Source organism: Streptococcus sp. 27098_8_113, from assembly GCF_041432545.1.
Lineage (GTDB): Bacteria > Bacillota > Bacilli > Lactobacillales > Streptococcaceae > Streptococcus.
In genome coordinates, this window is the sequence record NZ_JAPVZU010000004.1 from 40628 (window position 1) to 66017 (window position 25390).

General features: G+C 41.1%; 20 protein-coding genes, 1 CRISPR repeat array and 1 other annotated feature. Of the genes, 19 read left to right on the forward strand and 1 reads right to left on the reverse strand.

All coding sequences use genetic code 11. The features are described 5' to 3' along the window. The first annotated feature begins 21 nt into the window (after positions 1 to 21). The 7 genes from O3644_RS03660 to budA all read left to right on the forward strand — a co-directional run bounded on the left by O3644_RS03660 (position 22) and on the right by budA (position 6496). Positions 22 to 522, forward strand: a complete 501-nt coding sequence (locus O3644_RS03660) for a phosphatase PAP2 family protein (protein WP_048764844.1) — start codon at positions 22 to 24, stop codon at positions 520 to 522. A 149-nt stretch (positions 523 to 671) separates the two neighbouring features. Continuing rightward, complete coding sequence (gene manA / locus O3644_RS03665; protein ID WP_048764847.1) at positions 672 to 1613, forward strand: mannose-6-phosphate isomerase, class I; 942 nt, start codon at positions 672 to 674, stop codon at positions 1611 to 1613. Positions 1614 to 1955: 342 nt separating this feature from the next. Then, positions 1956 to 3125, forward strand: a complete 1170-nt coding sequence (locus tag O3644_RS03670) for an AI-2E family transporter (protein WP_247951188.1) — start codon at positions 1956 to 1958, stop codon at positions 3123 to 3125. Next, positions 3118 to 4347, forward strand: coding sequence for a tetratricopeptide repeat protein (locus tag O3644_RS03675; RefSeq protein ID WP_371595088.1), 1230 nt, complete (start codon positions 3118 to 3120; stop codon positions 4345 to 4347). Before O3644_RS03670 ends, O3644_RS03675 begins: the two co-directional genes overlap by 8 nt. A 101-nt stretch (positions 4348 to 4448) precedes the next feature. Next, a complete protein-coding gene (locus O3644_RS03680) occupies positions 4449 to 4754 on the forward strand; it encodes a DUF4298 domain-containing protein (protein WP_125388064.1) in 306 nt (101 codons plus the stop codon). A gap of 158 nt (positions 4755 to 4912) precedes the next feature. After that, entirely contained in the window at positions 4913 to 5662 is a 750-nt protein-coding gene (locus O3644_RS03685) for a PHP domain-containing protein (RefSeq protein ID WP_048764592.1), read from the forward strand. 114 nt (positions 5663 to 5776) lie between these two features. Continuing rightward, positions 5777 to 6496 (forward strand): acetolactate decarboxylase, encoded by a 720-nt coding sequence (budA, locus tag O3644_RS03690; RefSeq protein ID WP_048764600.1) that lies wholly within the window; start codon positions 5777 to 5779, stop codon positions 6494 to 6496. 166 nt (positions 6497 to 6662) lie between these two features. On the opposite strand, the gene fbpA is transcribed toward budA, so the two are convergent. Continuing rightward, positions 6663 to 8312, reverse strand: a complete 1650-nt coding sequence (gene fbpA / locus O3644_RS03695) for an Rqc2 family fibronectin-binding protein FbpA (RefSeq protein ID WP_371595089.1) — start codon at positions 8310 to 8312, stop codon at positions 6663 to 6665. A 171-nt stretch (positions 8313 to 8483) separates the two neighbouring features. Continuing rightward, positions 8484 to 8719: a binding site (T-box leader), on the forward strand. A gap of 125 nt (positions 8720 to 8844) precedes the next feature. Between fbpA and trpX the strand changes: the two genes are divergently transcribed. The 12 genes from trpX (at position 8845) to O3644_RS03755 (ending at position 25355) form a co-directional block, all read left to right on the forward strand. After that, a complete protein-coding gene (gene trpX / locus O3644_RS03700) occupies positions 8845 to 9852 on the forward strand; it encodes a tryptophan ABC transporter substrate-binding protein (RefSeq protein ID WP_371595090.1) in 1008 nt (335 codons plus the stop codon). A gap of 312 nt (positions 9853 to 10164) precedes the next feature. Then, complete coding sequence (gene pheS, locus O3644_RS03705) at positions 10165 to 11211, forward strand: phenylalanine--tRNA ligase subunit alpha (RefSeq protein ID WP_048764605.1); 1047 nt, start codon at positions 10165 to 10167, stop codon at positions 11209 to 11211. 168 nt (positions 11212 to 11379) lie between these two features. Beyond that, the gene (locus tag O3644_RS03710; RefSeq protein WP_371595091.1) at positions 11380 to 11892 is read left to right on the forward strand and encodes a GNAT family N-acetyltransferase; all 513 of its coding nucleotides are present in this window, start codon (positions 11380 to 11382) and stop codon (positions 11890 to 11892) included. A 99-nt stretch (positions 11893 to 11991) separates the two neighbouring features. Further along, a complete protein-coding gene (gene pheT / locus O3644_RS03715) occupies positions 11992 to 14439 on the forward strand; it encodes a phenylalanine--tRNA ligase subunit beta (RefSeq protein WP_371595131.1) in 2448 nt (815 codons plus the stop codon). Positions 14440 to 14592: 153 nt separating this feature from the next. Next, the gene (gene cas9 / locus O3644_RS03720) at positions 14593 to 17961 is read left to right on the forward strand and encodes a type II CRISPR RNA-guided endonuclease Cas9 (RefSeq protein ID WP_048764610.1); all 3369 of its coding nucleotides are present in this window, start codon (positions 14593 to 14595) and stop codon (positions 17959 to 17961) included. Positions 17962 to 18133: 172 nt separating this feature from the next. Next, positions 18134 to 19045, forward strand: coding sequence for a type II CRISPR-associated endonuclease Cas1 (gene cas1, locus O3644_RS03725; RefSeq protein WP_048764612.1), 912 nt, complete (start codon positions 18134 to 18136; stop codon positions 19043 to 19045). 1 nt (position 19046) lies between these two features. Then, positions 19047 to 19370 (forward strand): CRISPR-associated endonuclease Cas2, encoded by a 324-nt coding sequence (cas2, locus tag O3644_RS03730; protein WP_037618041.1) that lies wholly within the window; start codon positions 19047 to 19049, stop codon positions 19368 to 19370. Then, positions 19367 to 20410 (forward strand): CRISPR-associated protein Csn2-St, encoded by a 1044-nt coding sequence (csn2-St, locus tag O3644_RS03735; RefSeq protein ID WP_371595092.1) that lies wholly within the window; start codon positions 19367 to 19369, stop codon positions 20408 to 20410. Before cas2 ends, csn2-St begins: the two co-directional genes overlap by 4 nt. Before the next feature lie 70 nt (positions 20411 to 20480). Continuing rightward, positions 20481 to 22228: direct repeats of the CRISPR family, unit length 36 nt; unit sequence GTTTTTGTACTCTCAAGATTTAAGTAACTGTACAAC. Between the two features lie 135 nt (positions 22229 to 22363). After that, positions 22364 to 22780 carry a YbgA family protein gene (locus O3644_RS03740; protein ID WP_048764620.1) on the forward strand — a complete coding sequence of 139 codons (417 nt, stop codon included), beginning with the start codon at positions 22364 to 22366 and terminating at the stop codon, positions 22778 to 22780. A gap of 161 nt (positions 22781 to 22941) precedes the next feature. Further along, complete coding sequence (locus O3644_RS03745) at positions 22942 to 23373, forward strand: SP_0198 family lipoprotein (protein WP_048764622.1); 432 nt, start codon at positions 22942 to 22944, stop codon at positions 23371 to 23373. Between the two features lie 254 nt (positions 23374 to 23627). Beyond that, a complete protein-coding gene (locus O3644_RS03750) occupies positions 23628 to 24689 on the forward strand; it encodes an ABC transporter permease (protein WP_048764625.1) in 1062 nt (353 codons plus the stop codon). Further along, positions 24690 to 25355: an ABC transporter ATP-binding protein gene (locus O3644_RS03755; protein ID WP_048764626.1), complete on the forward strand. Its 666-nt coding sequence runs from the start codon at positions 24690 to 24692 to the stop codon at positions 25353 to 25355. Positions 25356 to 25390 lie beyond the last annotated feature (35 nt).

Here is a 25390-nt window from a genome sequence, read left to right on the forward strand (position 1 = left end):
AGAAAAGCAGGGTAAGCAAGCATGAAAGACTACACGATTTTTTATCAACAATTAACAGCTCCTTTTCTCAGCCGCCCTAGGATAGTGAAAGGGATGGCCTATTTTAATAGGGGGATGACTGTTTTTATGCCTCTGGTGTATGGCTTGGTCTTGATTGATGCCTTTCTGATAGAGGGTTGGAAAGGGCTGCTTGCTTTTTTTCTCCTCCCAGCTATTGGATTTGGTCTCTTGTCATCGATTCGTAAACGGCTGAATCAAGCACGCCCCTACGAGAAATGGGCTATTCAACCCTTGCTGGCCAAGGATACATCAGGCAAGTCCATGCCCAGCCGCCATGTCTTTTCGGCGACAGTGATTTCCATGAGCTTGCTTTACTTTTTCTGGATGCCGGGGCTTATCTGCCTCTTGCTTTCAGCAGGGCTGGCTCTAGTGCGCGTGATTGGCGGAGTCCACTATCCAAAGGATGTAGTGATAGGATACCTTTGCGGAATTTGCTGGGGAGCTTTACTCTTTTTATTATAAAAGTCTGGCGAGAGCCAGATTTTTCTTTGTAAAGTAAGTTGAGGAGTAGACAAAGTGCCCGAGTCTATATTATAATGTAAGCAGTACCAAACTTTTATCATCAAGGAATGCCTGATTTTGGAAGATGAAAAATATGTAAGGAGACTATTATGTCAGAACCGTTATTTCTAGAGTCTGTGATGCAGGAGAAAATTTGGGGTGGCACCAAGCTGCATGATGTCTTTGGCTATGAAATTCCCAGTGACCATGTGGGAGAGTATTGGGCAATTTCGGCTCATCCGAACGGTGTCTCAACCGTCAAGAATGGCCGTTTTGCAGGTCAGAATCTAGATGCGCTCTATGCCGAGCACCGTGAGCTTTTTGGCAATCGTCCAGAGCCTGTCTTTCCGCTTTTGACGAAGATTTTGGATGCCAATGACTGGCTCAGCGTTCAGGTCCATCCAGATGATGCCTATGGACTAGAGCACGAAGGTGAGCTTGGCAAGACAGAATGCTGGTATGTCATCGCTGCAGACGAAGGGGCAGAGATTATATACGGTCACAATGCCAAGAGCAAGGAAGAGCTGCGCCAGCAAATCGAGAGCAAGGACTGGGATCATCTTTTGACCAAAATTCCAGTCAAGGCTGGTGATTTCTTCTATGTGCCAAGTGGCACCATGCATGCTATTGGCTCAGGGATTCTGATTTTAGAAACTCAGCAGTCTAGCGATACTACTTATCGGGTTTATGACTTTGATCGTAAGGACGACGCTGGCAATTTGCGCGAGTTGCATTTGGAGCAGTCTATTGATGTTCTGACTATCGGCGAGCCTGCTAATAGCCGTCCCGTTACCATTCAGGCAGACGATTTGATCTCTACTCTTTTGGTGGCCAATGACTTCTTTGCTGTTTACAAGTGGGACATTGCTGGTTCTGTTGAGTTTAAAAAGACAGCAGATTACAGTCTGTTTAGCGTTTTGGAGGGTGCTGGAGAGTTGACAGTGGATGGACTAGTGTATCCTATCGAAAAAGGCTCTCATTTCATCCTGCCGAGCGATGTCACAGAATGGACCTTGTCTGGCGACTTACAACTGATTGTCAGCCATCCATAGTGAAAAAACAAATGAGAGTGGGACAGAAATCGGTAATTCGTTAGAATTCGATTTCGTCGTCCCACCTCCGCACAGTTGAGTAGGGCTGTGAAAGCTGATGAAATCAGCGTAGTAGAGCCCACTCAACCACTGCGTCTTGCTCGACAATACAAAGACAATTGAGAGGCTAGGACTTTTGTCCCAGCCTCATTTTTCTTTATTTTCGCAGAATTAATAGAGAAAACAGGACTTTAACTTCAATCGGTGAAAAAGTCCAATAAATAAGGCATTTCATCATGGTTGCTTGAAGATATTTTTTCTGAAAAATGTTACAATGAAAAGGAATATCCAAAGGAGTCGAATATGGAACACAAAGAAAAAGATTTTAGTTTGTCCTGGTTTTTTAGATGGTTCTTGGATAACAAAGCCATTACCGTATTTTTGGTGACCTTGCTCATCGGTTTGAACATTTTTATTCTTAGCAAAATTAGCTTTATTTTTACACCAGTGATTGAGTTTATTGGTGTCATCATGTTGCCAGTGATTTTGGCTGGGCTGCTTTACTATCTGCTCAATCCCATTGTCGACTGGATGGAAAAGCGCAAGATTAACCGTGTGGCTGGGATTACAATTGTCTTTGTCTTGATTGGTGTTTTGATTGTGTGGGGCTTGGCGGTTGCTATTCCTAACTTGCAGCACCAGGTAGTAAGTTTTTCAAAAAATGTTCCCGCCTATCTCAAGCAAGCCAATAAAATGATTGATGATGTTTTGACCAATCATATTTCAGATGATTTGAAGCCACAAATTGAGCAAGTTACGAATAAGCTTTCGACTCAGATCACTTCATGGGCCAGCAATTTTTCATCTAAAGCAGTTAATTGGGCTAGCAATTTGATTAGTACGGCTTCGCAAATCATTGTGGCTATTATCATCATGCCTTTTATTCTTTTCTATTTGCTGCGTGATGGGAAAAATCTCAAAGGCTATGTGGTTCAGTTCTTGCCAACGAAATTCCGCGAGTCATTTGGTCAGGTCATGACAGATGTCAATACCCAGTTGGCCAATTATGTTCGTGGTCAGGTGACCGTAGCAATCATTGTGGCCCTTATGTTTATGATTTTTTTCAAGATCATCGGCTTGCGGTACGGTGTGACTCTAGCCGTTGTGGCAGGAGTTTTGAACTTGGTGCCTTATCTGGGAAGCTTCCTTGCCATGTTGCCGGCTTTGGTTCTTGGATTGATTGCTGGTCCGATCATGCTGTTGAAAGTCATTATCGTCTTTATCGTGGAGCAGACCATTGAGGGGCGCTTCGTGTCTCCGCTGATTTTGGGAAGCCAATTAAGCATCCATCCGATTACGATTTTATTTGTTTTGCTGACTTCAGGAGCCATGTTTGGTATCTGGGGTGTCTTGCTAGGAATTCCAGCTTATGCGTCAGCCAAGGTTGCCATCACAGCGCTCTTTAAGTGGTACAAGAAGGTCAGCGGTTTGTATGAAGAAAGTGTTCAAGAATTAGGAGAAGGCAGTGAGTAAGAGTGAACAAATGTTAACGGCCTTGCAAAATCAGGATTTAGCACAGGCTGAAAAGTATTTTGAAGAGGCTTTGATCCAAGATACCGATCAAGAGTTGTTAGAATTAGCCGATTACTTAGAAAGTATCGGCTTTTTCCCTCAAGCCAAGCGAATTTATGGAAAATTAGCTCCGCTTTTCCCCGAGTCCTATATCAGTCTGGCAACGATTGCTGCTGACGATGGTGACTTGGAAGAAGCTTTTGCCCATCTAGAGGAAATTGACTCAGAAAGTGAATGGTATGTGGCCGCTCTCTTGGCAAAAGCTGACCTCTATCAGCTAGAAGGATTGCCAGATGTGGCACGGGAGAAATTGCTGGAAGCTGCCAAACTGTCGGACGAACCTTTGGTGACTTTTGGTTTAGCAGAAATTGAGTTTGAATTGGAAAATTTTGCCCAGGCCATCAAGGAATATGCTCAGCTAGATAATCGCTCTATCTACGAGCAGACAGGCGTGTCCACCTACCAGCGTATTGGCCTTTGCTATGCTAGTCTGGGGAAAATCGAAGCAGCTATTGAATTTTTGGAAAAGGATGTGGAGCTGGAGTACGACGAAGAGACGGTCTATGAATTGGCAGCTATCTTGTATGAACAAGAGGAGTATCAAAAAGCTAATCTGTACTTCAAGCAGCTGGATACGATTTCGCCAGATTTTGAAGGCTATGAGTATGCCTACGCGCAGTCTCTCCATGCGGAGCATAAGACGGAGGAGGCCTTGGAAATGGCAGAGCAAGGCTTGACCAAAAATCCTTTCGAGACTCGCCTTTTGCTCCTCGCTTCGCAACTATCTTACGAACTGCATGATGTGGAAAAATCTGAAAACTACTTGCTGGCAGCTCAGGAAAATGCAGATGATTTAGAGGAAATTGCTCTACGCCTGACCAATCTCTATCTGGAGCAGGAACGCTACGATGAGGTTTTAGCTTTTGAGGAACAAGATCTAGACAATGTCTTGACGCGCTGGAATCTGGCGCGTGCTTATCAGGCCTTGGAAAATCTAGAAAAAGCTGGGGAGCTTTATCAGGAACTGGCAGTTGACTTGCAGGAAAATCCTGAATTTCTGGAAGAATATGTTTATTTATTGCGTGAATTAGGGCGTGTGGAAGAAGCAAAAATACAGGCTGGCAAATATCTGCGTTTGGTTCCAGATGACACTGCTATGGCAGATTTGTACGAAAGTTTGTAAAGTTCTCTTGAAAAATCTCTTGCCTTGCTAGTTTTCGATTATATTAGGAAGAGGCTTGTTTTTGCTGACACGATAGTTTGATTAAAGAAGGAGTAGAGATATTGTCCCAACTGAAACGAATCCAAGAAATGGAAGAGCATTTGAATAAATATTCTCAGGTCTTAGCGAAAGCTCAATCAGCTTTGGCTGAGCTGGAGGCCAGCCAGAAGAATTATATCCAGCTCCGAGATTATTACACCAGCCAGGTTTTCTTTGACGATTTGGAATTTTCCAATCGACCAGACTTTCCTGAGGATGTGGCCTGCGGTGTTCTGAGCGAAGATGCTGTCTACGATCTCATGGGAGAGCACTTTGAGACGGCGCTGCAGCTGCTAGACCTATCCAGTGCTATGCTGAAAGAAAGGTAGAGGCCTAGGAGGATTTTTGAAATAAAATGGCTTCTGTCGAAAGGCTAGAGCATGGACAACGTCAACGAAAGGATCGGAAATGTGGGAAATCTAAAACAAAGGCCGACCAACCGTTGACATTATTAAAGGAACATAAGATTTGCAGAAAGGCGGCAAGCATGCGCGACAACCATCTTCATACCTATTTTTCCTATGATTCTGAGGCGGATTTTTCTGACTATCTGGACCATTACGAGGGCGAGATTGTCACTACCGAGCACTATGACCTGTCCAATCCCTACCCTTACCAAGCTACCTCGCCCCATGATGATGTGCCTGACTATGCGGCCTATTCGGCAAAAATTGCAGAGCTGAACCAGCAATATGGCAACCGCATCAAAAAGGGGATTGAAATTGGTTACTATGCTCCGCGTAAGGCTGATATTTTATCATTCCTAGCCGATAAGGAATACGATCTGAAACTCCTATCTGTCCACCACAATGGTAGTTTTGACTATCTGGAAGAGCCTGTCTTGCAGCTGGATAAGATGGAGTTAATTCCCCGCTACCTGAGAGAGCTAGAGGAGGCAATCGAGGCTGTTCCGGCGGATGTCCTAGCCCACTTTGACTATGGCTTTCGGAAATTCGACCTTACCGTAGAGGAGTTAAAAACCTTTGAACCGCAGCTGCGACAGCTTTTTCAAAAGATGAGTGATCATGGTTTGGCCTTTGAACTCAACTGCAAGTCTATGTATCTCTACGGTCATGAAGATCTCTATATCTACGCTCTTGGTCTGGTCAAGGAGCTGGGTAGTCAGCGCTTTTCAGTTGGCTCCGATGGTCACAAGCTGGAGCATTTTCGACTTAAGTTTGACCGTGTGGCTCAAATCCTAGCTGATGCCGGTATTGAGGAAAGTCAGCTGATTTAGGTATCCCGTGCGGTTTTTCAAACTTCCATTAAACGATTTTTTTGAATTTCGACCAGAATATGATATACTTAATTATCTTAGAAAATACAGAAGTTTATTGATATAGGAGAAAAAATGGCAGAGCCAGTGAAATTATTTCAGTATAACACCCTAGGAGCTTTGATGGCTGGACTTTATGGTGGTAGCATGACGATTGGGGAGCTCCTGAAATACGGCGATTTGGGGATTGGTACACTGGATTCCATTGATGGGGAGTTGATTGTTCTTGATGGTAAGGCCTATCAGGCCAAGGGATCTGGCGATGTGCCTGAAGTTGTAGAAGTTTCAGATGATGTAACGGTGCCATACGCTGCGGTTGTTCCCCACCAAGCAGAGGTCATTTTCCGGCAGCGCTTCGAAATGACAGATGAAGAGCTGGAAAAGCGAATTGAATCCTATTACGATGGGGAAAATCTATTTCGCTCCATCAAGATTCATGGAGAATTTTCCCACATGCATGTGCGAATGATTCCAAAATCGACTTCAGAGAAGAAGTTTGCTGAAGTAGCCGTAAGTCAGCCTGAGTACCATGCTGATAATGTCTCCGGCACCATTGTTGGTTTTTGGACACCCGAAATTTTCCACGGAGTCAGTGTAGCCGGCTATCATCTTCACTTTATTTCAGACGACCATACCTTTGGTGGTCACGTTATGGACTTTGTTATCAAGGAAGGGATTGTGGAGCTAGGTGCTGTCGATCAGTTGGATCAACGTTTCCCAGTTCAAGACCGTAAGTTCCTCTTTGCAAAATTTAATGTCGATGAAGTAAGATCGGACATGGACAAGGTTGAGTAGCTAATTGCTGTGACAATTGTCTACTTCTGAAAAAAAAGAGGCTAGGACTCTGCTGTCCCAACCTCTGAAAGATAACTAGATTTTTAAATTTAGTAAGTTTGAGGAGCCGAGGCTCCTCTTTTATTTTTCAATATCCGCCAAATCCATATTTTAGAAACGGATTAGTTTACATTTTCATGCTTTTGATTTTTTCTTCGTCTGGTGTGACGCGCAGGGTTTTCTGGCCCGTATAGGTGACAAATCCGGGCTTGCCGCCAGTTGGTTTGTTGAGTTTTCTGACTTCAATCATGTCCACTTGGACAAGGTTTGAGAGTCTAGCTTTGGAAAAGTAAGCAGCTAGCTCGGCAGCATCTGTCTTGACTTCATCGCTGGGTTGAAGATTACCGGTGATGACCACATGGCTACCCGGAATATCCTTGGCGTGGAACCAAAGCTCGTCCTTCTTAGCCATCTTAAACGTCAGTTCGTCATTTTGTAGGTTGTTGCGGCCGACGAGGATAATGGTTTGACCGTCAGTTGCCAGATATTTCTCTGGTTTCTGTCTTTTCTGGATTTTCTCTCTTTGGCGTCGGCGGATAAAGCCAGTTTGGATCAGTTCTTCTCGAATTTCGGCAATTTCAGTTAGGCTGGCCTGAGCAAGGGCGGTTTCCACGCTCTCTAGGTAGAGAATCGTAGCCCGAGTCTCCTCAATCAAACTGGTCAGATGTTTGACGGCTTCCTTGAGCTTCTGGTAGCGTTTAAAATAGCGCTGGGCATTTTGGTTGGGAGTCAGGGCCTTGTCAAGTGAGATGATAATCTTCTCACCTGTGTAGTAGTTATCCAGTTCCACTTGGTCCTGATCATTGGGCACCTGATGGAGGAAGGTGGTCAAGAGTTCCCCTTTTTGGCGGAATTCTTCTGCATTCTCCGTTGCTAGGACCTCTTCCTCCTGCTTGCCCAACTTTTTCCGGTTCTTTTCCAACTCATTTTCTACTCGGCGGATGAGCTCGCTGGCCTGCTGGTTAACCCGATCGCGCTCAGCCTTGTCTTTATAGAAAGTATCTAAAAGCTCGGATAACGTGGACATTTGGGTCTTACTGTCGGAAAATAGCAGAGCAGAAAAGGATTTTTCAGTCAGGCTTGGCTGAGTCGGACTGGCAAAGAAGGCTCGGAAAGTTTTGAGCTTGTCAGCTGTCAGACGACCACTGAGTTCAGTAGCCGTATCCCGACCCAAGCCCTGAAAAATTTGCTGCAGGCGTTTGGGCTCTAAATCCTCAGTATGTAGGATTTGGAAGAGTTTTTCATCGCCTACAGTGAAAGGATTGAGACTGCCAGTCTGAGGCGGAGCAACATAAGTTGAACCCGGCAGGATGGTTCGATAGCTATTTTGTGAAAATCCGACGTGTTTGATAGCTTCAATAATCTTGCCGCTAGCCTTGTCTAAGAGGATAATGTTGCTGTGCTTGCCCATGATTTCGATGACCAGAGTCACAGCCACGCTGTCGCCGATTTCGTTCTTATTGGAGACACTGATTTCCAAAATCCGGTCATTCTCCACTTGCTGGATCGCTTCAATGACAGCACCCTGTAGGTATTTTCGCATGACCATGATAAAGGTATTGGGCACTGCTGGATTTTCAAACGTGGTATCTGTCAGCTGGACGCGCCCAAAGACCGAGTGGGCTGATAGGAGCAGCTTGTGGCTTTTACGGTTGCTGCGAATCTGTAAAACCAGCTCTTGTTCAAAAGGTTGATTAATCTTTTGGATGCGGCCGCCCAGCAATTCGCGGCGCAGCTCCTCTGTCATGTGGTGTAAAAAAAATCCGTCGAAAGACATGCTTTTCTCCTTGAAAGTTGCTACAGAAAATTATAACAAAAAACCAAGCCAAAAGCTTCTAAAGTCTCATCAAAAAGAAATTTATTTTTGTCAATGATTATCGCTATAAACAAAAACCGAACATTTTATAAAAAATTTCAAAAAGGTCTTGACATCTTTTCAGGAAAAATTTACAATATAGGAAATTAGAAAAGTAGTAGATGCATTTGTTTTTAGCGAGCTTGTGGTTGGTGGAAACGAGCAACAAATCTTTACGAAATTGGGCTAATTAATAAAATGAATTTGAAACAATAAGAATTCGGTGCGCACACCTTACAGTGCAGCTTGTTTGATGACAAGACAGAGATATGGAGAAAGACTAGCTGTTTTTCCATAATTGAGGTGGCACCGCGATTTACGCCCTCACACAGAATACCTGTGTGAGGTTTTTTGTTGCTTATTATAAAAAAACAAGGAGAATGCCTATGTTTAAGCGATGGCGTCCCTAGGGATTGAATAGCAAAAAAATGAAATAAAGAAATGGAGAAAAAATATGAAAAATAAACGTTTAATGACTATTTTGGGCCTCTTGGCTATTTTGGTAATCGGTGGGATGGCTTATTCCAGCTTGAGCGGAAAGAGCAACGGATCTAAGACTGGCGACGATAGTAAGACAGTCAAGGTTGGTGTCTTGCAGTATGTCAGCCACCCTTCGCTTGATTTGATTTACAAGGGGATTCAGGACGGTCTAGCTGAGGAAGGCTATAAGGGCGACAAGATTAAGATTGATTTTATGAATGCTGAAGGCGATCAGAGTAAGGTCTCTACTATGAGCAAACAGCTGGTTTCCAATGACAACGATGTGCTGATTGGGATTGCAACTCCGTCTGCCCAAGGACTGGCTGCAGCTACTAAGGACAAGCCTATTGTCATGGGAGCTATCACAGATCCAGTCGGAGCAAACCTAGTGAAAAATCTGGACAAGCCAGGTGGCAATATCACGGGTGTCTCTGACCACAATCCAGCTAAGCAACAGTTAGATCTGATTAAAAAATTGACTCCAGATGTAAAAACTATCGGTGCGCTCTACTCTAGCAGCGAAGACAACTCCAAAGCTCAGGTGGAAGAGTTCAAAAAATTGGCTGAAGAGGCAGGCTACAAGGTAGAGGAATACTCTGTTCCTTCAACCAATGAAATTGCATCAACCATGAATGTCATGACTGGTAAGGTTGATGCTATCTGGATTCCAATTGACAATACTATTGCGTCAGCATTTGCGACAGTTGTGTCCAGCAATAAAGAAGCTAAGAAACCGATTTATCCAAGTGCGACGGCCATGGTAGAAGAAGGCGGTCTTGCCTCTGTCGTTGTAGACCAGTATGACCTCGGTGTTGCGACAGGTAAAATGGCTGCTAAAGTCCTTAAAGGTGCTAAACCAGCTGACACTGCAGTAGATATTTTTGATAAAGGTAAATCTGTTATCAATACTAAAAATGCCAAAGAACTCGGTATCACTGTACCAGAAGATGCTCTCAAAGAAGCAGGACAAGTGATTAAATAGAAAGAAGGAAGTCTGTTGCTCAACGGACTTCTTTTCCTTCTTGTAAATTCTATAACTGAGCTTGCGAAATGTTTAGAAATCTGTTAGAATGAATTATAATTGAATAGCAATCCGCAAGACCAGTAACCTAGGGGAAGTTTGACAGGGAGGGGAGCCAGCGACTGAGAGCTCTCTAGATGAAAGCTAGGCGAATTCACTTGCTTTGGGATTGGTAATTAAGGTCTGGCTTGCCAGATAAAAAACGGATGGTACCGCGTGTCAACGCTCCGCTTCGGTGTGAGTGAGACCGCGGTTTTTATTTTTGGAGGAACTATGTCAACAATTGAAGAACGATTGCAGAGTCTGCGTGAGGAAACTTTAGCCCAATTGCAGACCATTACTCTGGAAAATGCTAAGGATATGCAGGAGCTGAAAGTATCTGTCCTAGGGAAAAAAGGAAGTCTTACTGAGATTCTCAAAGGGATGAAGGATGTTTCCGCTGAGATGCGTCCTATTATCGGGAAGCACGTCAATGAGGCACGAGATGTGCTGAATGCGGCCTTTGAAGAAGCAGCTCAAATCTTGGAAGAGCAGAAAGTCGCAGCCCAGTTGGCCAATGATGCTTTGGATGTGACCCTGCCTGGACGTAAGATTCCGGCTGGAAATCGCCATATCTTGACCCAAACGAGTGAAGAAATCGAAGATATCTTTATCGGTATGGGCTATCAGGTTGTGGATGGTTTCGAGGTTGAGTCAGACTACTACAACTTTGAGCGCATGAACCTACCTAAAGACCACCCTGCGCGGGATATGCAGGATACCTTCTACATCACAGAAGAGATCCTCTTACGTACTCACACTTCTCCTGTTCAGGCTCGTGCCATGGATGCCCATGACTTTAGCCAAGGACCGCTCAAGATGATCTCTCCGGGACGTGTCTTCCGTCGTGATACAGACGATGCGACTCACTCTCACCAGTTTCATCAGATTGAAGGTCTGGTCGTAGGGGAAAATATCTCTATGGCTGACTTGCAAGGAACCTTGCAGTTGATTGTGCAAAAAATGTTTGGTGCGGATCGTAAGATTCGTCTGCGCCCATCTTACTTCCCATTCACAGAGCCATCTGTCGAAGTGGACGTCTCTTGCTTTAAGTGTGGTGGTGCCGGCTGTAATGTCTGCAAGAAGACTGGCTGGATCGAAATCATGGGAGCTGGAATGGTGCACCCAAGTGTCTTGGAAATGAGTGGCATCGATTCAGAGAAATATTCTGGCTTTGCCTTTGGGCTTGGTCAAGAGCGGGTGGCTATGCTTCGCTACGGTATCAATGATATTCGTGGCTTTTACCAAGGCGATGTGCGTTTTTCACAGCAGTTTAAGTAAGAAGTCAGTAGAATAGAACTTATTTTGAACAATTCCACCACGACAAGCCTGATTAGCAATAATTGCGAGCTTGAAATGCGTGGAAATGGTGTTCATCAGTTTAGCTGCCTATAATACAATTTTAGCTGGGAATATCGCTCACAGCCGCTTCTGAGAAAGGAGTGCCCTATGTTAGTTAGAGTTCGGCCAGAGGATCTGGATATTTTGCGGGACTTGGAAGTGCAGACCTACCAAGAAACTTTTGGTCCTTTCATCAAGCAAGAAGATTTGGAACATTATTTTTCCCATGAGCTGGCGCGTGAAAGGCTGGCGCGGGAGTTGGCTAATTCTGAGTCTGAGCATTATTTTGTACTGGACAAGGAGCAAAAGATCGCTGGTTTTCTCAAGTGTAACTGGGGGCAGGCTCAGACAGAGCAGGAGTTGGAAGATTCCTTTGAAATTCAACGAATTTATGTGCTTGCCTCCCATCAGGGCCTCGGCTTGGGCAAGGAAATGTTTGAATTTGCCCTAGAAGAGGCTGAGAAACGTGGCTTTAGCTGGGTTTGGCTAGGCGTTTGGGAAAGAAATTTCAAGGCGCAGAACTTTTACTTTAAATATGGCTTTGAAAGATTTAGCCAGCATGAATATATCACTGGTGATACGGTCGATATTGACTGGCTTTTAAGGAAGAAATTAAACTAAAAAGACGATAACAGCGCTGTCTATTGGGCTTTTAGTAAAAACAGAAATTTATAGAGAGGAATCAAATACGACCGAAAATTGAATGGACTGGCTTTGTCTATGAAGTCAGAGTTGGTTCTGGTCGGTCGTAAAATCATAAATATGTTAGTTAGTTATAAATGGTTAAAAGAACTGGTTGATTTGGATGTGACGAGCGCCGAGCTGGCGGAGAAAATGTCCACAACCGGTATTGAAGTAGAAGGAGTCAGCTCGCCAGCTGAAGGCCTTTCGAAAATTGTTGTCGGAGAAGTTCTGAGCTGTGAGGATGTACCTGAAACCCACCTGCACCTCTGTCAAGTCAATGTTGGTGAAGACGAGCCTCGTCAGATTGTCTGTGGTGCACCGAATGTTCGCGCTGGGATCAAAGTTATGGTGGCTGTACCAGGCGCTCGCATTGCGGACAATTATAAGATTAAAAAAGGGAAAATCCGTGGCTTGGAGTCACTGGGCATGATCTGCTCTCTCGGTGAGCTGGGAATTTCGGATTCTGTCGTGCCAAAGGAATTTGCGGATGGTATCCAAATTTTGCCAGATAGTGCTGTACCAGGAGATGAGGTTTTCCCTTATCTAGACCTGGACGATGAGATTATCGAGCTTTCTATCACGCCAAACCGGGCTGACGCTTTGTCTATGCGTGGGGTAGCGCACGAAGTAGCAGCTATCTACGATAAGCCTGTTCATTTTAAAGAATTTCCTTTAACTGAAGGGGATAAAGAGGCTGCGGCTAGCTTGTCTGTTGCCATTGAAAGCGAAAAAGCGCCGTTTTATGCAGCTCGCATTTTGGACAATGTGACCATTGCTCCGAGTCCTCAGTGGCTGCAAAATCTCCTCATGAATGAAGGGATTCGTCCGATTAACAATGTAGTGGATGTAACCAACTATATCTTGCTCTACTTTGGTCAGCCCATGCATGCCTTTGATCTGGATACATTTGAGGGTGATCAGATTGTCGTGCGGGAAGCGCGTGCTGGTGAAAAACTGGTGACGCTGGATGGCGAAGAGCGAGAACTGGAAGTCGGCGACTTAGTCATTACTGTGGCAGAAAAGCCAGTAGCCCTTGCAGGTGTCATGGGCGGAGCAGCCACCGAAATCTCTGGCAAATCGACTCGTGTCGTTCTGGAAGCAGCTGTTTTCAATGGCAAGTCAATCCGTAAGACAAGCAGCCGTCTGGGCTTGCGTTCTGAGTCTTCTTCGCGCTTTGAAAAAGGGATTAACCTTGCTACGGTAACTGAAGCTCTAGATGCTGCTGCAAGCATGATTGCTGACTTGGCTGGTGCTAATGTTCATGCCGGCATTGTCCAAGCAGGACGGTTAGATACGGCTGACAAGCAGGTTTCGACTAGTCTATCAGATGTCAACCGAGTTCTGGGAACAGATTTGACTTATGCAGATATTGAAGATATTTTCCGTCGTCTAGGTTTTGGCCTCAGCGGTTCTGCGGACTTCTTCACAGTCAGCGTGCCTGCTCGTCGTTGGGATATTAGTATTCCAGCAGATCTTTACGAGGAAATTGCTCGTATTTATGGCTACGACCGCCTGCCAGTTTCCCTGCCTCAAGATGCTGGAACGGCTGGCGAATTGACGGCCACTCAGAAGCTACGTCGCAAGGTTCGGACGGTGGCTGAAGGAGCAGGTCTGACCGAGATTATTTCCTATGCCTTGACCACGCCAGAAAAAGCTGTCGAATTTACGCTTAATCCTACAAATCTGACTGAGCTTATGTGGCCTATGACAAGGGAGCGCAGTGTTCTCCGCCAAAATATGCTCTCAGGCATGTTGGATACTGTCAGCTACAATGTTGCTCGTAAACATAAGGATTTGGCCCTTTATGAAATTGGGAAAATCTTTGAACAAACAGGCAATCCGAAGGAAGAATTGCCTAATGAAATCAATAGCTTTGCCTTTGCCCTAACTGGCTTGGTAAGTGAGAAAGATTTCCAGACGCCAGCGACTCCTGTGGACTTCTTCTACGCTAAGGGTGTGGTTGAAGCGCTCTTTGATCGCTTGGGATTAGATGCTGATTATCAAGCAACTGACCAGCTTAAGAGTCTGCATCCAGGTCGGACAGCGCTGATTTCGATCAAAGGTCAACCAGTGGGCTATGTTGGGCAGGTTCATCCAGTGACGGCCAAGGCTTATGACATCCCAGAAACCTATGTGGCAGAGCTCAATCTGACGGCTATTGAAGCGAGTCTTGAGCCAGAACAGCCTTTTGTAGAAATCACCAAATTCCCAGCTGTTACTCGCGATGTGGCCTTGTTGCTCAAAGCAGAGATCAGCCACAGACAGGTTGTTGAAGCGATTCAAGCTGCCGGAGTGAAACGTTTGACGGATATCAAGCTCTTCGATATCTTCTCTGGTGAAAAGCTGGGTGTTGGTCTCAAGTCTATGGCCTACACACTGACCTTCCAAAATCCAGAAGACAGCCTAACCGATGATGAAGTGGCTAAATATATGGATAAAATCCAAAAATCCTTGGAAGAAAACGTCGGAGCAGAAGTAAGGTAGTAAACGATTCCCCAGTCTTTTGGCTGGGGATAATTTTATGTTAAAGTAAAAGTCAGTTTTATAATTATAGATTGTCAAAATTATATTATTTCTTGAGTTTTTAAACATTTAGAGTTACAATGATATTAATATAATATTCAACGAGGTGAACATATGAACGGAAAAATATTAGGGCTTGATATCGGTGTGGCTTCTGTTGGTGTTGGAATCTTAGACAAAGAAACTGGTGAAATTAGTCATGCTAGTTCTCGGATTTTCCCAGCGGCTACTGCTGACAGTAATGTCGAGAGACGAGAATTTCGCCAAGGGCGGAGATTAGGACGCAGAAAGAAGCATCGAAAAGTGCGTCTAGCCGATTTATTTAGTGATACGGGGCTTGTAACAGACTTTTCCCAAGTATCTATCAATTTAAATCCATACGAACTGCGCGTTAAGGGATTAAATGAAAAATTAACTAATGAAGAATTATTCATTGCTTTGAAAAATATTGTCAAAAGGAGAGGGATTAGCTATCTTGACGATGCTAACGAAGATAGTGAGTTTTCTTCTTCAGACTATGGCAAGGCTGTTGAAGAAAATAGAAAGCTTCTAGCAAATAAAACACCGGGACAGATTCAGCTAGAACGTTTTGAGAAATACGGACAGGTTCGAGGTGATTTTACTGTTGAAGAAAATGGAGAAAAACACCGTCTGCTTAATGTGTTTTCGACTTCAGCTTATAAAAAAGAAGCAGAGCGAATCTTGACAAAGCAGCAATACTATAATCAAGATATCACTGATGAATTTATTCAGGCTTATTTAACGATTTTAACTGGAAAACGTAAGTATTACCATGGACCGGGGAATGAAAAGTCTCGGACGGATTATGGACGCTTCAGAACAGATGGAACAACTTTGGATAATATTTTTGGTATTTTGATTGGAAAATGTACTTTTTATCCAGAGGAATACAGAGCTGCTAAAGCTTCTTATACGGCACAAGAATTTAACTTACTCAATGATTTGAACAATCTGATTGTTCCAACAGAAACTAAGAAGCTTAGTGAGGAGCAGAAGAGACAGATTATTGAGTATGCAAAAGGAGCTAAAACTTTAGGTGCTGCTACTTTGTTGAAGTATATAGCAAAATTGATTGACGCGTCAGTGGACGATATTAAGGGCTATCGGATTGATAAAAGTGAAAAACCAGAAATGCATACTTTTGATATTTATCGAAAAATGCAAACATTGGAAACGGTTGACGTTGAGCAACTATCTAGAGAGGTTTTAGATGAGCTGGCTCATATTCTTACACTCAATACAGAACGTGAAGGAATCGAAGAAGCGATTAAAGCATCATTTATTAAAGGAGAATTTGAGCAAGATCAGATTGCTGAATTAGTCTCATTTAGAAAGTCTAATAGCTCCTTGTTTGGAAAAGGCTGGCATAATTTTTCAATCAAATTGATGATAGAGTTGATTCCAGAGCTTTATGAAACATCTGAAGAGCAGATGACAATCCTTACACGATTGGGTAAACAAAAGACAAAGGCAAAATCTAAACGAACCAAGTATATTGATGAGAAGGAATTGACCGAAGAAATTTACAATCCAGTAGTTGCTAAGTCAGTCAGACAAGCAATTAAAATCATAAATCTTGCTACAAAGAAATATGGTATCTTTGATAATATCGTTATTGAAATGGCCCGTGAAAATAATGAAGAGGATGCAAAGAAAGATTATGTGAAGCGTCAAAAAGCCAATGAAGATGAGAAAAATGCTGCAATGGAAAAAGCAGCTCATCAATATAATGGTAAAAAAGAACTGCCAGACAATATTTTTCACGGGCATAAGGAATTGGCGACAAAGATTCGACTCTGGCATCAGCAGGGAGAAAAATGTTTATACACTGGAAAAAATATTCCAATCAGTGATTTAATTCATAATCAATATAAATATGAGATTGATCATATTTTGCCACTATCTCTTTCATTTGATGATAGTTTAGCAAATAAGGTACTAGTTTTAGCAACAGCCAATCAAGAGAAAGGACAGCGTACACCATTTCAAGCTCTTGATGGTATGGATGATTCTTGGTCATATAGAGAATTTAAATCTTATGTCAAAGCCTCTAAGGCACTTAGTAATAAAAAGAAAGATTACTTGCTCAATGAGGAAGACATTAACAAAATTGAAGTCAAACAAAAATTTATTGAGCGTAATCTAGTTGATACTCGCTATTCTTCTCGAGTAGTTCTAAATGCTCTTCAGGATTTTTATAAGTTAAATGATTTTGATACCAAGATTTCAGTGGTGCGCGGACAATTTACTTCTCAACTGAGAAGAAAGTGGCGGATTGGCAAATCGCGTGAAACTTATCACCATCATGCAGTCGATGCATTAATTATCGCGGCCTCCAGTCAATTAAGACTTTGGAAAAAGCGGAATAATCCTCTGATTTCTTACAAGGATAACCAATTTGTGGATTCTGAAACAGGAGAGATTATTACATTGACTGATGATGAGTATAAAGAATTAGTATTTAGAGCTCCTTATGATCATTTTGTTGATACGCTAAGCAGTAAAAAATTCGAAGATAGTATTTTATTTTCCTATCAAGTGGATTCAAAATATAATCGTAAGATTTCTGATGCAACAATTTATGCCACAAGAAAAGCAAAGTTAGGTAAAGATAAGTCGGAGGAAACCTATGTATTGGGTAAGATTAAGGATATATATACTCAAATAGGTTATGATGCTTTCATAAAGCTCTATAAAAAGGATAAAAGTAAATTCCTGATGTACCATAAGGATCCAATAACCTTTGAAAAAGTCATTGAGGAGATTTTAAAAACTTATCCTGATAAGGAGATAAATGAAAAAGGAAAAGAAGTTGCTTGCAATCCCTTTGAGAAATATAGACAGGAAAATGGTCCTATTCGAAAATATAGTAAAAAAGGAAAAGGTCCAGAAATTAAGAGTCTGAAATACTATGATAAAAATATTCCAGAATCATTTGTTAATATAACTCCTCATAATAGCAAAAATAAAGTTATTCTTCGTCAATTAAATCCATGGCGTACAGATGTTTATTTTAATCCAGATACTAAAAAATATGAATTATTAGGATTGAAATATGCTGATTTGCAGTTTGAAAAGGGAACTGGGAACTACTCTATAACTCCAGAAAAATATTACGAAATCAAAGAAAAAGAAGGAGTAAGCGAACAATCAGAATTCAAATTTACCTTATATAAAAATGATTTGCTTTTAATTAAGGATACAAAGAGTCATGAACAACAAATTTTTAGATTTTTATCTAGAACTATGCCAAACCAAAAACACTATGTTGAATTGAAACCTTATGATAAAGGAAATTTTGAAGGTAAGGAAAAGATTAAAGTATTTATTACAACATCTAATGGTCGTTGTTTAAAAGGGGTAGGAAAAGAAAACCTCTCCATCTACAAAGTTCAAACAGATGTTTTAGGGAATAAACGTTTCATCAAAAAAGAGGGTGATGCTCCAAAACTCGAATTTTAAAATAATCTTTAAAAAGAGTTGAAAATAGCTCTGCAATATATTATAATAGCAATTGTAAGGGACGCCTTACACAGTTACTTAAATCTTGCAGAAGCTACAAAGATAAGGCTTCATGCCGAAATCAACACCCTGTCTCTTGGCGGGGTGTTTTCGTGTTGTAAAGGGGAAATTGATGACTTGGAGAATTGTACATGTATGTAAAAGTGAAAAAATGAGGTTAAAACTAGATAATCTCTTAATCAAGAAAATGGGAGAAGAATATACCATTCCTTTGAGTGATATTTCTATCATAGTGGCGGAAGGAGGAGATACAGTTGTAACGCTTCGTTTACTAAGTGCTCTAAGTAAATACAATATTGCTTTAGTCGTTTGTGACAATGAGCATCTGCCAACCGGTATCTATCATTCTCAAAATGGGCATTTCCGAGCTTATAAGAGGCTACAAGAACAATTGCTTTGGACGCAGGATCAAAAGGACAAGCTGTGGCAAATTGTTACTTATTTCAAAATTAATAACCAGCAAGATGTGTTAGCTATGTTTGAGAAGGATTTAGATTGTATTCAATTATTAGCTGACTATAAAGAACATATTGAGTTAGGCGATAAAACAAATCGAGAAGGTCATGCGGCTAAAGTTTATTTCAATGAATTATTTGGTAAAAAATTTGTGCGCGTAACCCAACAGGAAGCAGATGTTATCAATGCAGGTTTAAATTATGGTTATGCGATTATGAGAGCTCAAATGGCAAGGATTGTGGCTGGTTATGGATTAAATCCCTTGATTGGAATCTTTCATAAAAATGAATACAATCAATTTAACTTAGTAGATGATCTGATGGAACCTTTCAGACAGATTATTGATGTATGGGTTTATCATCATCTAAGAGAAGAAGAATATTTGAAATATGAATTCCGATTAGCTTTAACAGATTTATTAAATGCAAAGATTCGTTATGGCAAGGAAAATTGCACTGTGACTGGAGCGATGGATAAATATGTGAAGGGATTTATCAAATGTATTGCGGACAAAGATACAACAAAATTTTACTGTCCAATCGTCTCAAGTTTGGAATGGAGTAAATAAGATGAGGTATGAAGCAATGAGATTGATTTGTTTTTTTGATCTTCCTATGGAAACTAATCAGGAAAAGCGAACCTACCGTAATTTTCGTAAAGAATTGATTGCAAATGGTTTTGAAATGCTCCAGTTTTCTGTATATTATCGAACTTGCCCTAATCGTAGTTTTGCTAGCAAATTCTACAAGAAATTAAAACAAAGTAATTTACCTAGTGGAAATGTTCGATTGCTGGCTGTGACGGAAAAACAGTTTTCTGAAATGGTTCTGATTATTGGTGGGAAGACGAAGCAAGAAGAAGTAGTCAGTGATAATAAGTTGGTAGTCATATGAAACTATATTTTAAGCATCCTTATAAGGAAAATCTAGCCATTAATTTTGGAAAATTTACGCAGGTTGTTGGTGAAGACCAACAGTTGAAGTATTATATTTGGCAATTATTAGTCTGGTATTTTGGTGGTAAAAAATACAACACAGAGGACTTAACACTCTTTGAACAGAGCGAGCCAGAAATTTGTACAGAAGAGATGATCATAAAAAGAAGTGAGTATAAGATTGTTTCGATTTCAAATATTCAGGATTTGATTGAGCAGATGGATTACAAAAAGGGAACAGTTGCATTTGATTTTTTAAAGTCTAAACTGGATAACCTAGAAGTGATAGAACAAATTGATTTTATCAATGATAAACTAGATCAAATATCGGCTATAGTAAATAAGCAACTCAATTTTCAAATTGGCGATATTGATTATCATACTGAAAGCGTCTATCTGAATGTAGAACAACTGATTTTAAAAAATTTTCTACCATATTTTGGAATGGGAGATAAAAATATTTCCTTTGAATTTGTCGAAAATGAAACCAAGTTTTTAATATTCTTGACCATGCTGCAAGAGACACTTTTAAAAACTAATCAGAAAATAATTTTGCTTTTGAGAAGTATGGATGATTATCTGACTTACCAATCTTTTGTAAAGTGTTGCAAACGCCTCCAAATGATGACAGAAAAATTTCCTAATATTTATGTGATATCTTTTCCTTCAAATGAAGGCTATCTTCATATCAACAGAGAAAATATGGAATTTGTTAATATTATTTCTGGTTTTATAGAGCATTACTATGAATTTCGGTTTATGTATGAAAGTTTTGTACAGCGTTATCCATCCAACGAGATTCCCAATGAAGAAGAATTTTTAATTTCCTTGCAAAAAATTTCTCCTTATTTATTTAGCTCTGATGTGGAGCATATGAGTCTTTCGATTTATGATATGGTCACTTTAAAAATTATGAATAGCTTATACCAATATGATAAAATTATTGATTTTAAAGTACAGATGGCTAATCCATTATTAACAAATTTTTTAAAATATTAGACTTGACAAGCTTTTGGGGAGAATCTATAATCAGTATGAGAGTACAAAAAGCAAAAATTTTTAATTTGAGGTTTTTGTACTCTCAAGATTTAAGTAACTGTACAACTGATGTCTTCTCTGATATCTTCTGGGGCTTGTTTTTGTACTCTCAAGATTTAAGTAACTGTACAACTTTCACGCACTTTATAAAAATCTAAAGTTTGTTTTTGTACTCTCAAGATTTAAGTAACTGTACAACTGATAATTACAACACATTCGGAGGTATTGAGTTTTTGTACTCTCAAGATTTAAGTAACTGTACAACTGAATATTTTCAAACATTGACAAAGATGTCGTTTTTGTACTCTCAAGATTTAAGTAACTGTACAACCTTTGCAATATTTTAAAGATGGCGGTTATCGTTTTTGTACTCTCAAGATTTAAGTAACTGTACAACTGACTGGTAGAAATATCACTATTATCAATGGTTTTTGTACTCTCAAGATTTAAGTAACTGTACAACTGGACGCCTTCTTGCGAAACACTTATCAATGTTTTTGTACTCTCAAGATTTAAGTAACTGTACAACCGAGTATTCAAAATACCCATCTCCAATATGTTTTTGTACTCTCAAGATTTAAGTAACTGTACAACTACACGATACTGACTTTAATATTGATCCAGGTTTTTGTACTCTCAAGATTTAAGTAACTGTACAACACATTTCCTCAAATAAATGAAATGGTATATGTTTTTGTACTCTCAAGATTTAAGTAACTGTACAACAGCAATCTTTTTGGCAGCGGTTCGAGCGATGTTTTTGTACTCTCAAGATTTAAGTAACTGTACAACAGCAATCTTTTTGGCAGCGGTTCGAGCGATGTTTTTGTACTCTCAAGATTTAAGTAACTGTACAACGTGAGCCGTATGCAGGATATTCAATCCCTTGTTTTTGTACTCTCAAGATTTAAGTAACTGTACAACTCTAGCTCTGTGTATCGTCCCACGTCCGCAGTTTTTGTACTCTCAAGATTTAAGTAACTGTACAACCGACTACTATATAAATAAATATATAAGAGGTTTTTGTACTCTCAAGATTTAAGTAACTGTACAACAAAACAACCTTTATTACATAAGGCATATTTGTTTTTGTACTCTCAAGATTTAAGTAACTGTACAACTAGCATCCGTCGGAACTCCTCCTGAAATAAGTTTTTGTACTCTCAAGATTTAAGTAACTGTACAACTCTTATCAAGTAAACCCAATGTGGGCGAGTGTTTTTGTACTCTCAAGATTTAAGTAACTGTACAACCTAAAATGATGTCACTTGAAGAAAAAGTAGTTTTTGTACTCTCAAGATTTAAGTAACTGTACAACTATGAGGAAGGATCAACTCTTCACGTCTCAGTTTTTGTACTCTCAAGATTTAAGTAACTGTACAACTTTGATTAGTTCTTTTCTAAAAGAAACGTTGTTTTTGTACTCTCAAGATTTAAGTAACTGTACAACTGGCCGACATTCAATCTGAACCTGCTTTAAGTTTTTGTACTCTCAAGATTTAAGTAACTGTACAACACGGTAGGAGCTCTACGACCAAGCCGCTTGTTTTTGTACTCTCAAGATTTAAGTAACTGTACAACACGCAGCTAGCAAAAGAAAACGGCTGGGTAGTTTTTGTACTCTCAAGATTTAAGTAACTGTACAACCCGGACCTTCATACTCATCCGTCGGAATCGGTTTTTGTACTCTCAAGATTTAAGTAACTGTACAACTAAACGGGTTGTGATGGTCATGATGTGTGCGTTTTTGTACTCTCAAGATTTAAGTAACTGTACAACAGAAGAAAGCTAAGCGGGCTTGGTACTGGTCTCATAAAATTGATTTTTATCTTGACAAACTTATTACTGGGAACAAGCAATGTTGTAGATGGTTCTGGAAGAATTCGAAAGTGAAGATTAGAAGGAAAAGTAATCATGGAAAATTCAAACCAAATATCCCAATGTCAGACTCTTTGGGCTAGAAATAAATATCTGGTGCTCAGTCATTCCAGTAAGATCTATCTGGAAATTCGCCAGTATTTGAAAAGTGACTCGGTAGAAGCAGCACATGTTCAAGACTTGATTGACCAAGCGATAGCCCTGCCAGAAAACCGAGGTCAGGTCTGTAATGCTTTTCAGCATGTTTGGGGCTATTTTAAGAAAAAAGCCAGCCCAGCTGAAAAAGAAAACTTTATGCTACTTTTAGGGCGATACCAAGTAGGTCAGGTGGAGCAGAAGGTTTTGGTAGAAGCTGTAAAAGATTTGCTTCGAAAGTACCCCAATCCCTATCTGCAACAGTCGACCTTGATATTTGGGGATGAGGCAGAAGGCTCGTCCATCAAGGATGACTAGCTTTGATCCTCTAGAAGAAGCAATAGATTTTACATCTCCAGTCAAGTAAGGCTGGGGAATTTTTTATTTTTAGATAAAAAAAAAGCTATATGATTGACAAACAAAACAGACAATTGTAGAATATAATTATAAACTACAAATGTAGAAAAGGAGGAAGCAATATGACTGTTTCAAAAAAGGCCTTTATCGGTATTCTATCTCTGACAGCAGCAGTTTCACTGGCTGCTTGCTCAAGCAATGCCAATCAGGGAGGAAATGCTAACTCACCACAAAATACCCAAAGCCAAACATCACAGCCTGCGCAAGAACAGACTTCTTCATCCAATGCAGGTCAGACCAGCAATCTAAACGGACGCTACCAAGAAACCGACCATGATGGTGACCAGCATGTCCTCGAAATCAATGGTAGGACTGGTACTTGGACTGAAACCGAGATCGACGGCAGTAAGGAAATCAAGCAGGTACAAGTAGATGCTGCTAACCAAAGACTAATTGTCGGTGACAATGTCAAAAGTTACCGTCAAAATGGCAATCAGCTGCTTGTGGATGAATTGGATGATGATCCAGACACTCTGACCTTTACCAAGCAGTAAGGCGCTTCTCAATCTGCTCAGAAAAAGAGTGTGCGAAGCGTAAAGAAAAAGAAACAAGAACGGTTTCGGTAGATGAACTGAAGCCCTTGTTTTTTTTTATTTTATGAATTTCTTTCAAGGCATGTTTCTTACTTAGGGAATCGCTATACGACTTAGTGATTTTCGTGTGAATCTAGTTACCATTAGTCTCATATGTTTTTCTAGCTTGCTTCTTTATGATATAATGATCTTTAATATCTCAAAGGAGGACAGCTTTGTTTTTAGCTTTTAAAGAGATTGTCTATAGTCGCGGACGCTATCGTTTAGTGGTTGCTGTGGTCTTTCTCATTACCTATATGGTTTTCTTTTTATCTAGTCTTTCCGTCGGTTTGGCTAGGCTCAATCGCTTGGCTCTGGACCAATGGCAGGCTGAGTCAATCGTCTTGTCAGAGTATGCCAATAAGAATCTGGTTGCGTCGACTCTCAAGGAAGAGGAGTATAATAGCCTGCTTCAAGGGGACTCAATTGCGGCTTTGGGACAGACGGCAGCAGTGGCCAATTATGAAGATGGGACTGATAAACTCAATGCTCAGGTTTTTGGTCTCTCTTGGGATAGTTTTCTAGCGCCTGACATTATTGAGGGACGTCCTGCTGAGAATGCTTATGAAGTTATTGCGGATAAGCGCCTCCAGCAAAAAGGTGTGAAACTAGGCGACCAACTCCAGCTCAATGGCAGTGAGCGCCTCTATCAGGTTGTTGGCTTCACAGAGGATAATAGCTTCTTTACGCAACCTGTAATTTTTATGGCTCTAGATGATTTCAGGGAATTAAAGTACGGCTCTAGTCAGGTTAAGAATATCAGCGCACTTGTGGTCAAGGATGGTCAGAAGATTGAAGAAACTGGGCTTAGTCAGCTTTCTATGAGTGATTTTATAGAAAATATCCCTGGTTATCAGCCTCAGGTACTGACTTTTTCCTTTATGATTGGGGCCATGGTTCTGATTACCTTTTTAGTATTGGGGATTTTCATGTACATTATCACCATTCAGAAGACCCAACTTTACGGTATTATGCGTGCCCAAGGGATTGCCAGTGGGAAGATTATTGCTTCTATTTTCTGGCAGATTTTCATCCTATCCACTCTGGGAATCAGCTTAGCTGTCTTGGCTCTTTTGGGAACCCAGCTAGTCTTGCCGGCCTCTATGCCTTTTTACAGTGATTGGCGAGCTTATGCTGGCTTGATTGTCCTGATTGTTTTCATGTCGCTGGCCGGTGGACTCTTGTCTATTCATCGGGTTCTGAAAATTGACCCTATCACAGCGATTGGAGGTGAGTAAATGTCAATTATAGAACTAAAAGGGGTTACAAAAGAATATGGTCAGGGACATACGCTTGTTCAAGCCCTGAAACCAACTGATTTCCAACTGGAAGCGGGGCAGTTTGTAGCTATTATTGGGCCGTCAGGATCAGGGAAAACAACTTTTCTGACCTTGCTGGGGCATTTGCAAACTCCCTCAAAAGGACAGATTCTGCTGCATGGGAAAGATACCTCCCAGCTTAAGGAAAAGGAACGGGCTGCTCTGCGCTTCAATGATTTTGGCTTTATTTTGCAGGCTTCCAATCTCATTCCTTTTTTGAAAATCGAAGACCAGTTCCAGCTGATTGACCGCTTATCTAAAAAGGAAAGGACGGATCTAGACAGTCTGATTGAGCTGCTAGATCTTAAAGGAACTCTCAAGCAGTATCCCAAAGAATTGTCCGGCGGAGAACGGCAGCGAGCTGCTATCGCCCGAGCACTTTACAATAGCCCTGATATCATCTTGGCTGATGAGCCGACAGCTAGTCTGGATACGGAGCGGGCCAAGCGCGTGGTCCATTTGCTCAAAGAAGTGACCCAAAAATTCCATAAGAGTGTAGTCATGATTACCCATGATACCCGCCTGCTGGATGAGGTTGATAAGATTTATGAGATGCAAGACGGGGTACTGACTCAAGTTCGATGAAGATGTATCTAAACAGAAAAATAGTTTGGGACAAG

Excerpts from the sequence above, each read along its gene's own strand:
- O3644_RS03740 (WP_048764620.1), top strand. The coding sequence starts at position 22,364 with ATGGAAAATTCAAACCAAATATCCCAATGTCAGACTCTTTGGGCTAGA.
- O3644_RS03685 (WP_048764592.1), top strand. The coding sequence starts at position 4,913 with ATGCGCGACAACCATCTTCATACCTATTTTTCCTATGATTCTGAGGCG.
- O3644_RS03755 (WP_048764626.1), top strand. The coding sequence starts at position 24,690 with ATGTCAATTATAGAACTAAAAGGGGTTACAAAAGAATATGGTCAGGGA.
- csn2-St (WP_371595092.1), top strand. The coding sequence starts at position 19,367 with ATGAAACTATATTTTAAGCATCCTTATAAGGAAAATCTAGCCATTAAT.
- trpX (WP_371595090.1), top strand. The coding sequence starts at position 8,845 with ATGAAAAATAAACGTTTAATGACTATTTTGGGCCTCTTGGCTATTTTG.
- O3644_RS03710 (WP_371595091.1), top strand. The coding sequence starts at position 11,380 with ATGTTAGTTAGAGTTCGGCCAGAGGATCTGGATATTTTGCGGGACTTG.
- pheT (WP_371595131.1), top strand. The coding sequence starts at position 11,992 with ATGAAGTCAGAGTTGGTTCTGGTCGGTCGTAAAATCATAAATATGTTA.
- O3644_RS03745 (WP_048764622.1), top strand. The coding sequence starts at position 22,942 with ATGACTGTTTCAAAAAAGGCCTTTATCGGTATTCTATCTCTGACAGCA.
- budA (WP_048764600.1), top strand. The coding sequence starts at position 5,777 with ATGGCAGAGCCAGTGAAATTATTTCAGTATAACACCCTAGGAGCTTTG.
- O3644_RS03660 (WP_048764844.1), top strand. The coding sequence starts at position 22 with ATGAAAGACTACACGATTTTTTATCAACAATTAACAGCTCCTTTTCTC.
- O3644_RS03670 (WP_247951188.1), top strand. The coding sequence starts at position 1,956 with ATGGAACACAAAGAAAAAGATTTTAGTTTGTCCTGGTTTTTTAGATGG.
- manA (WP_048764847.1), top strand. The coding sequence starts at position 672 with ATGTCAGAACCGTTATTTCTAGAGTCTGTGATGCAGGAGAAAATTTGG.
- cas2 (WP_037618041.1), top strand. The coding sequence starts at position 19,047 with ATGAGGTATGAAGCAATGAGATTGATTTGTTTTTTTGATCTTCCTATG.
- cas1 (WP_048764612.1), top strand. The coding sequence starts at position 18,134 with ATGACTTGGAGAATTGTACATGTATGTAAAAGTGAAAAAATGAGGTTA.
- cas9 (WP_048764610.1), top strand. The coding sequence starts at position 14,593 with ATGAACGGAAAAATATTAGGGCTTGATATCGGTGTGGCTTCTGTTGGT.
- fbpA (WP_371595089.1), bottom strand. The coding sequence starts at position 8,312 with ATGTCTTTCGACGGATTTTTTTTACACCACATGACAGAGGAGCTGCGC.
- pheS (WP_048764605.1), top strand. The coding sequence starts at position 10,165 with ATGTCAACAATTGAAGAACGATTGCAGAGTCTGCGTGAGGAAACTTTA.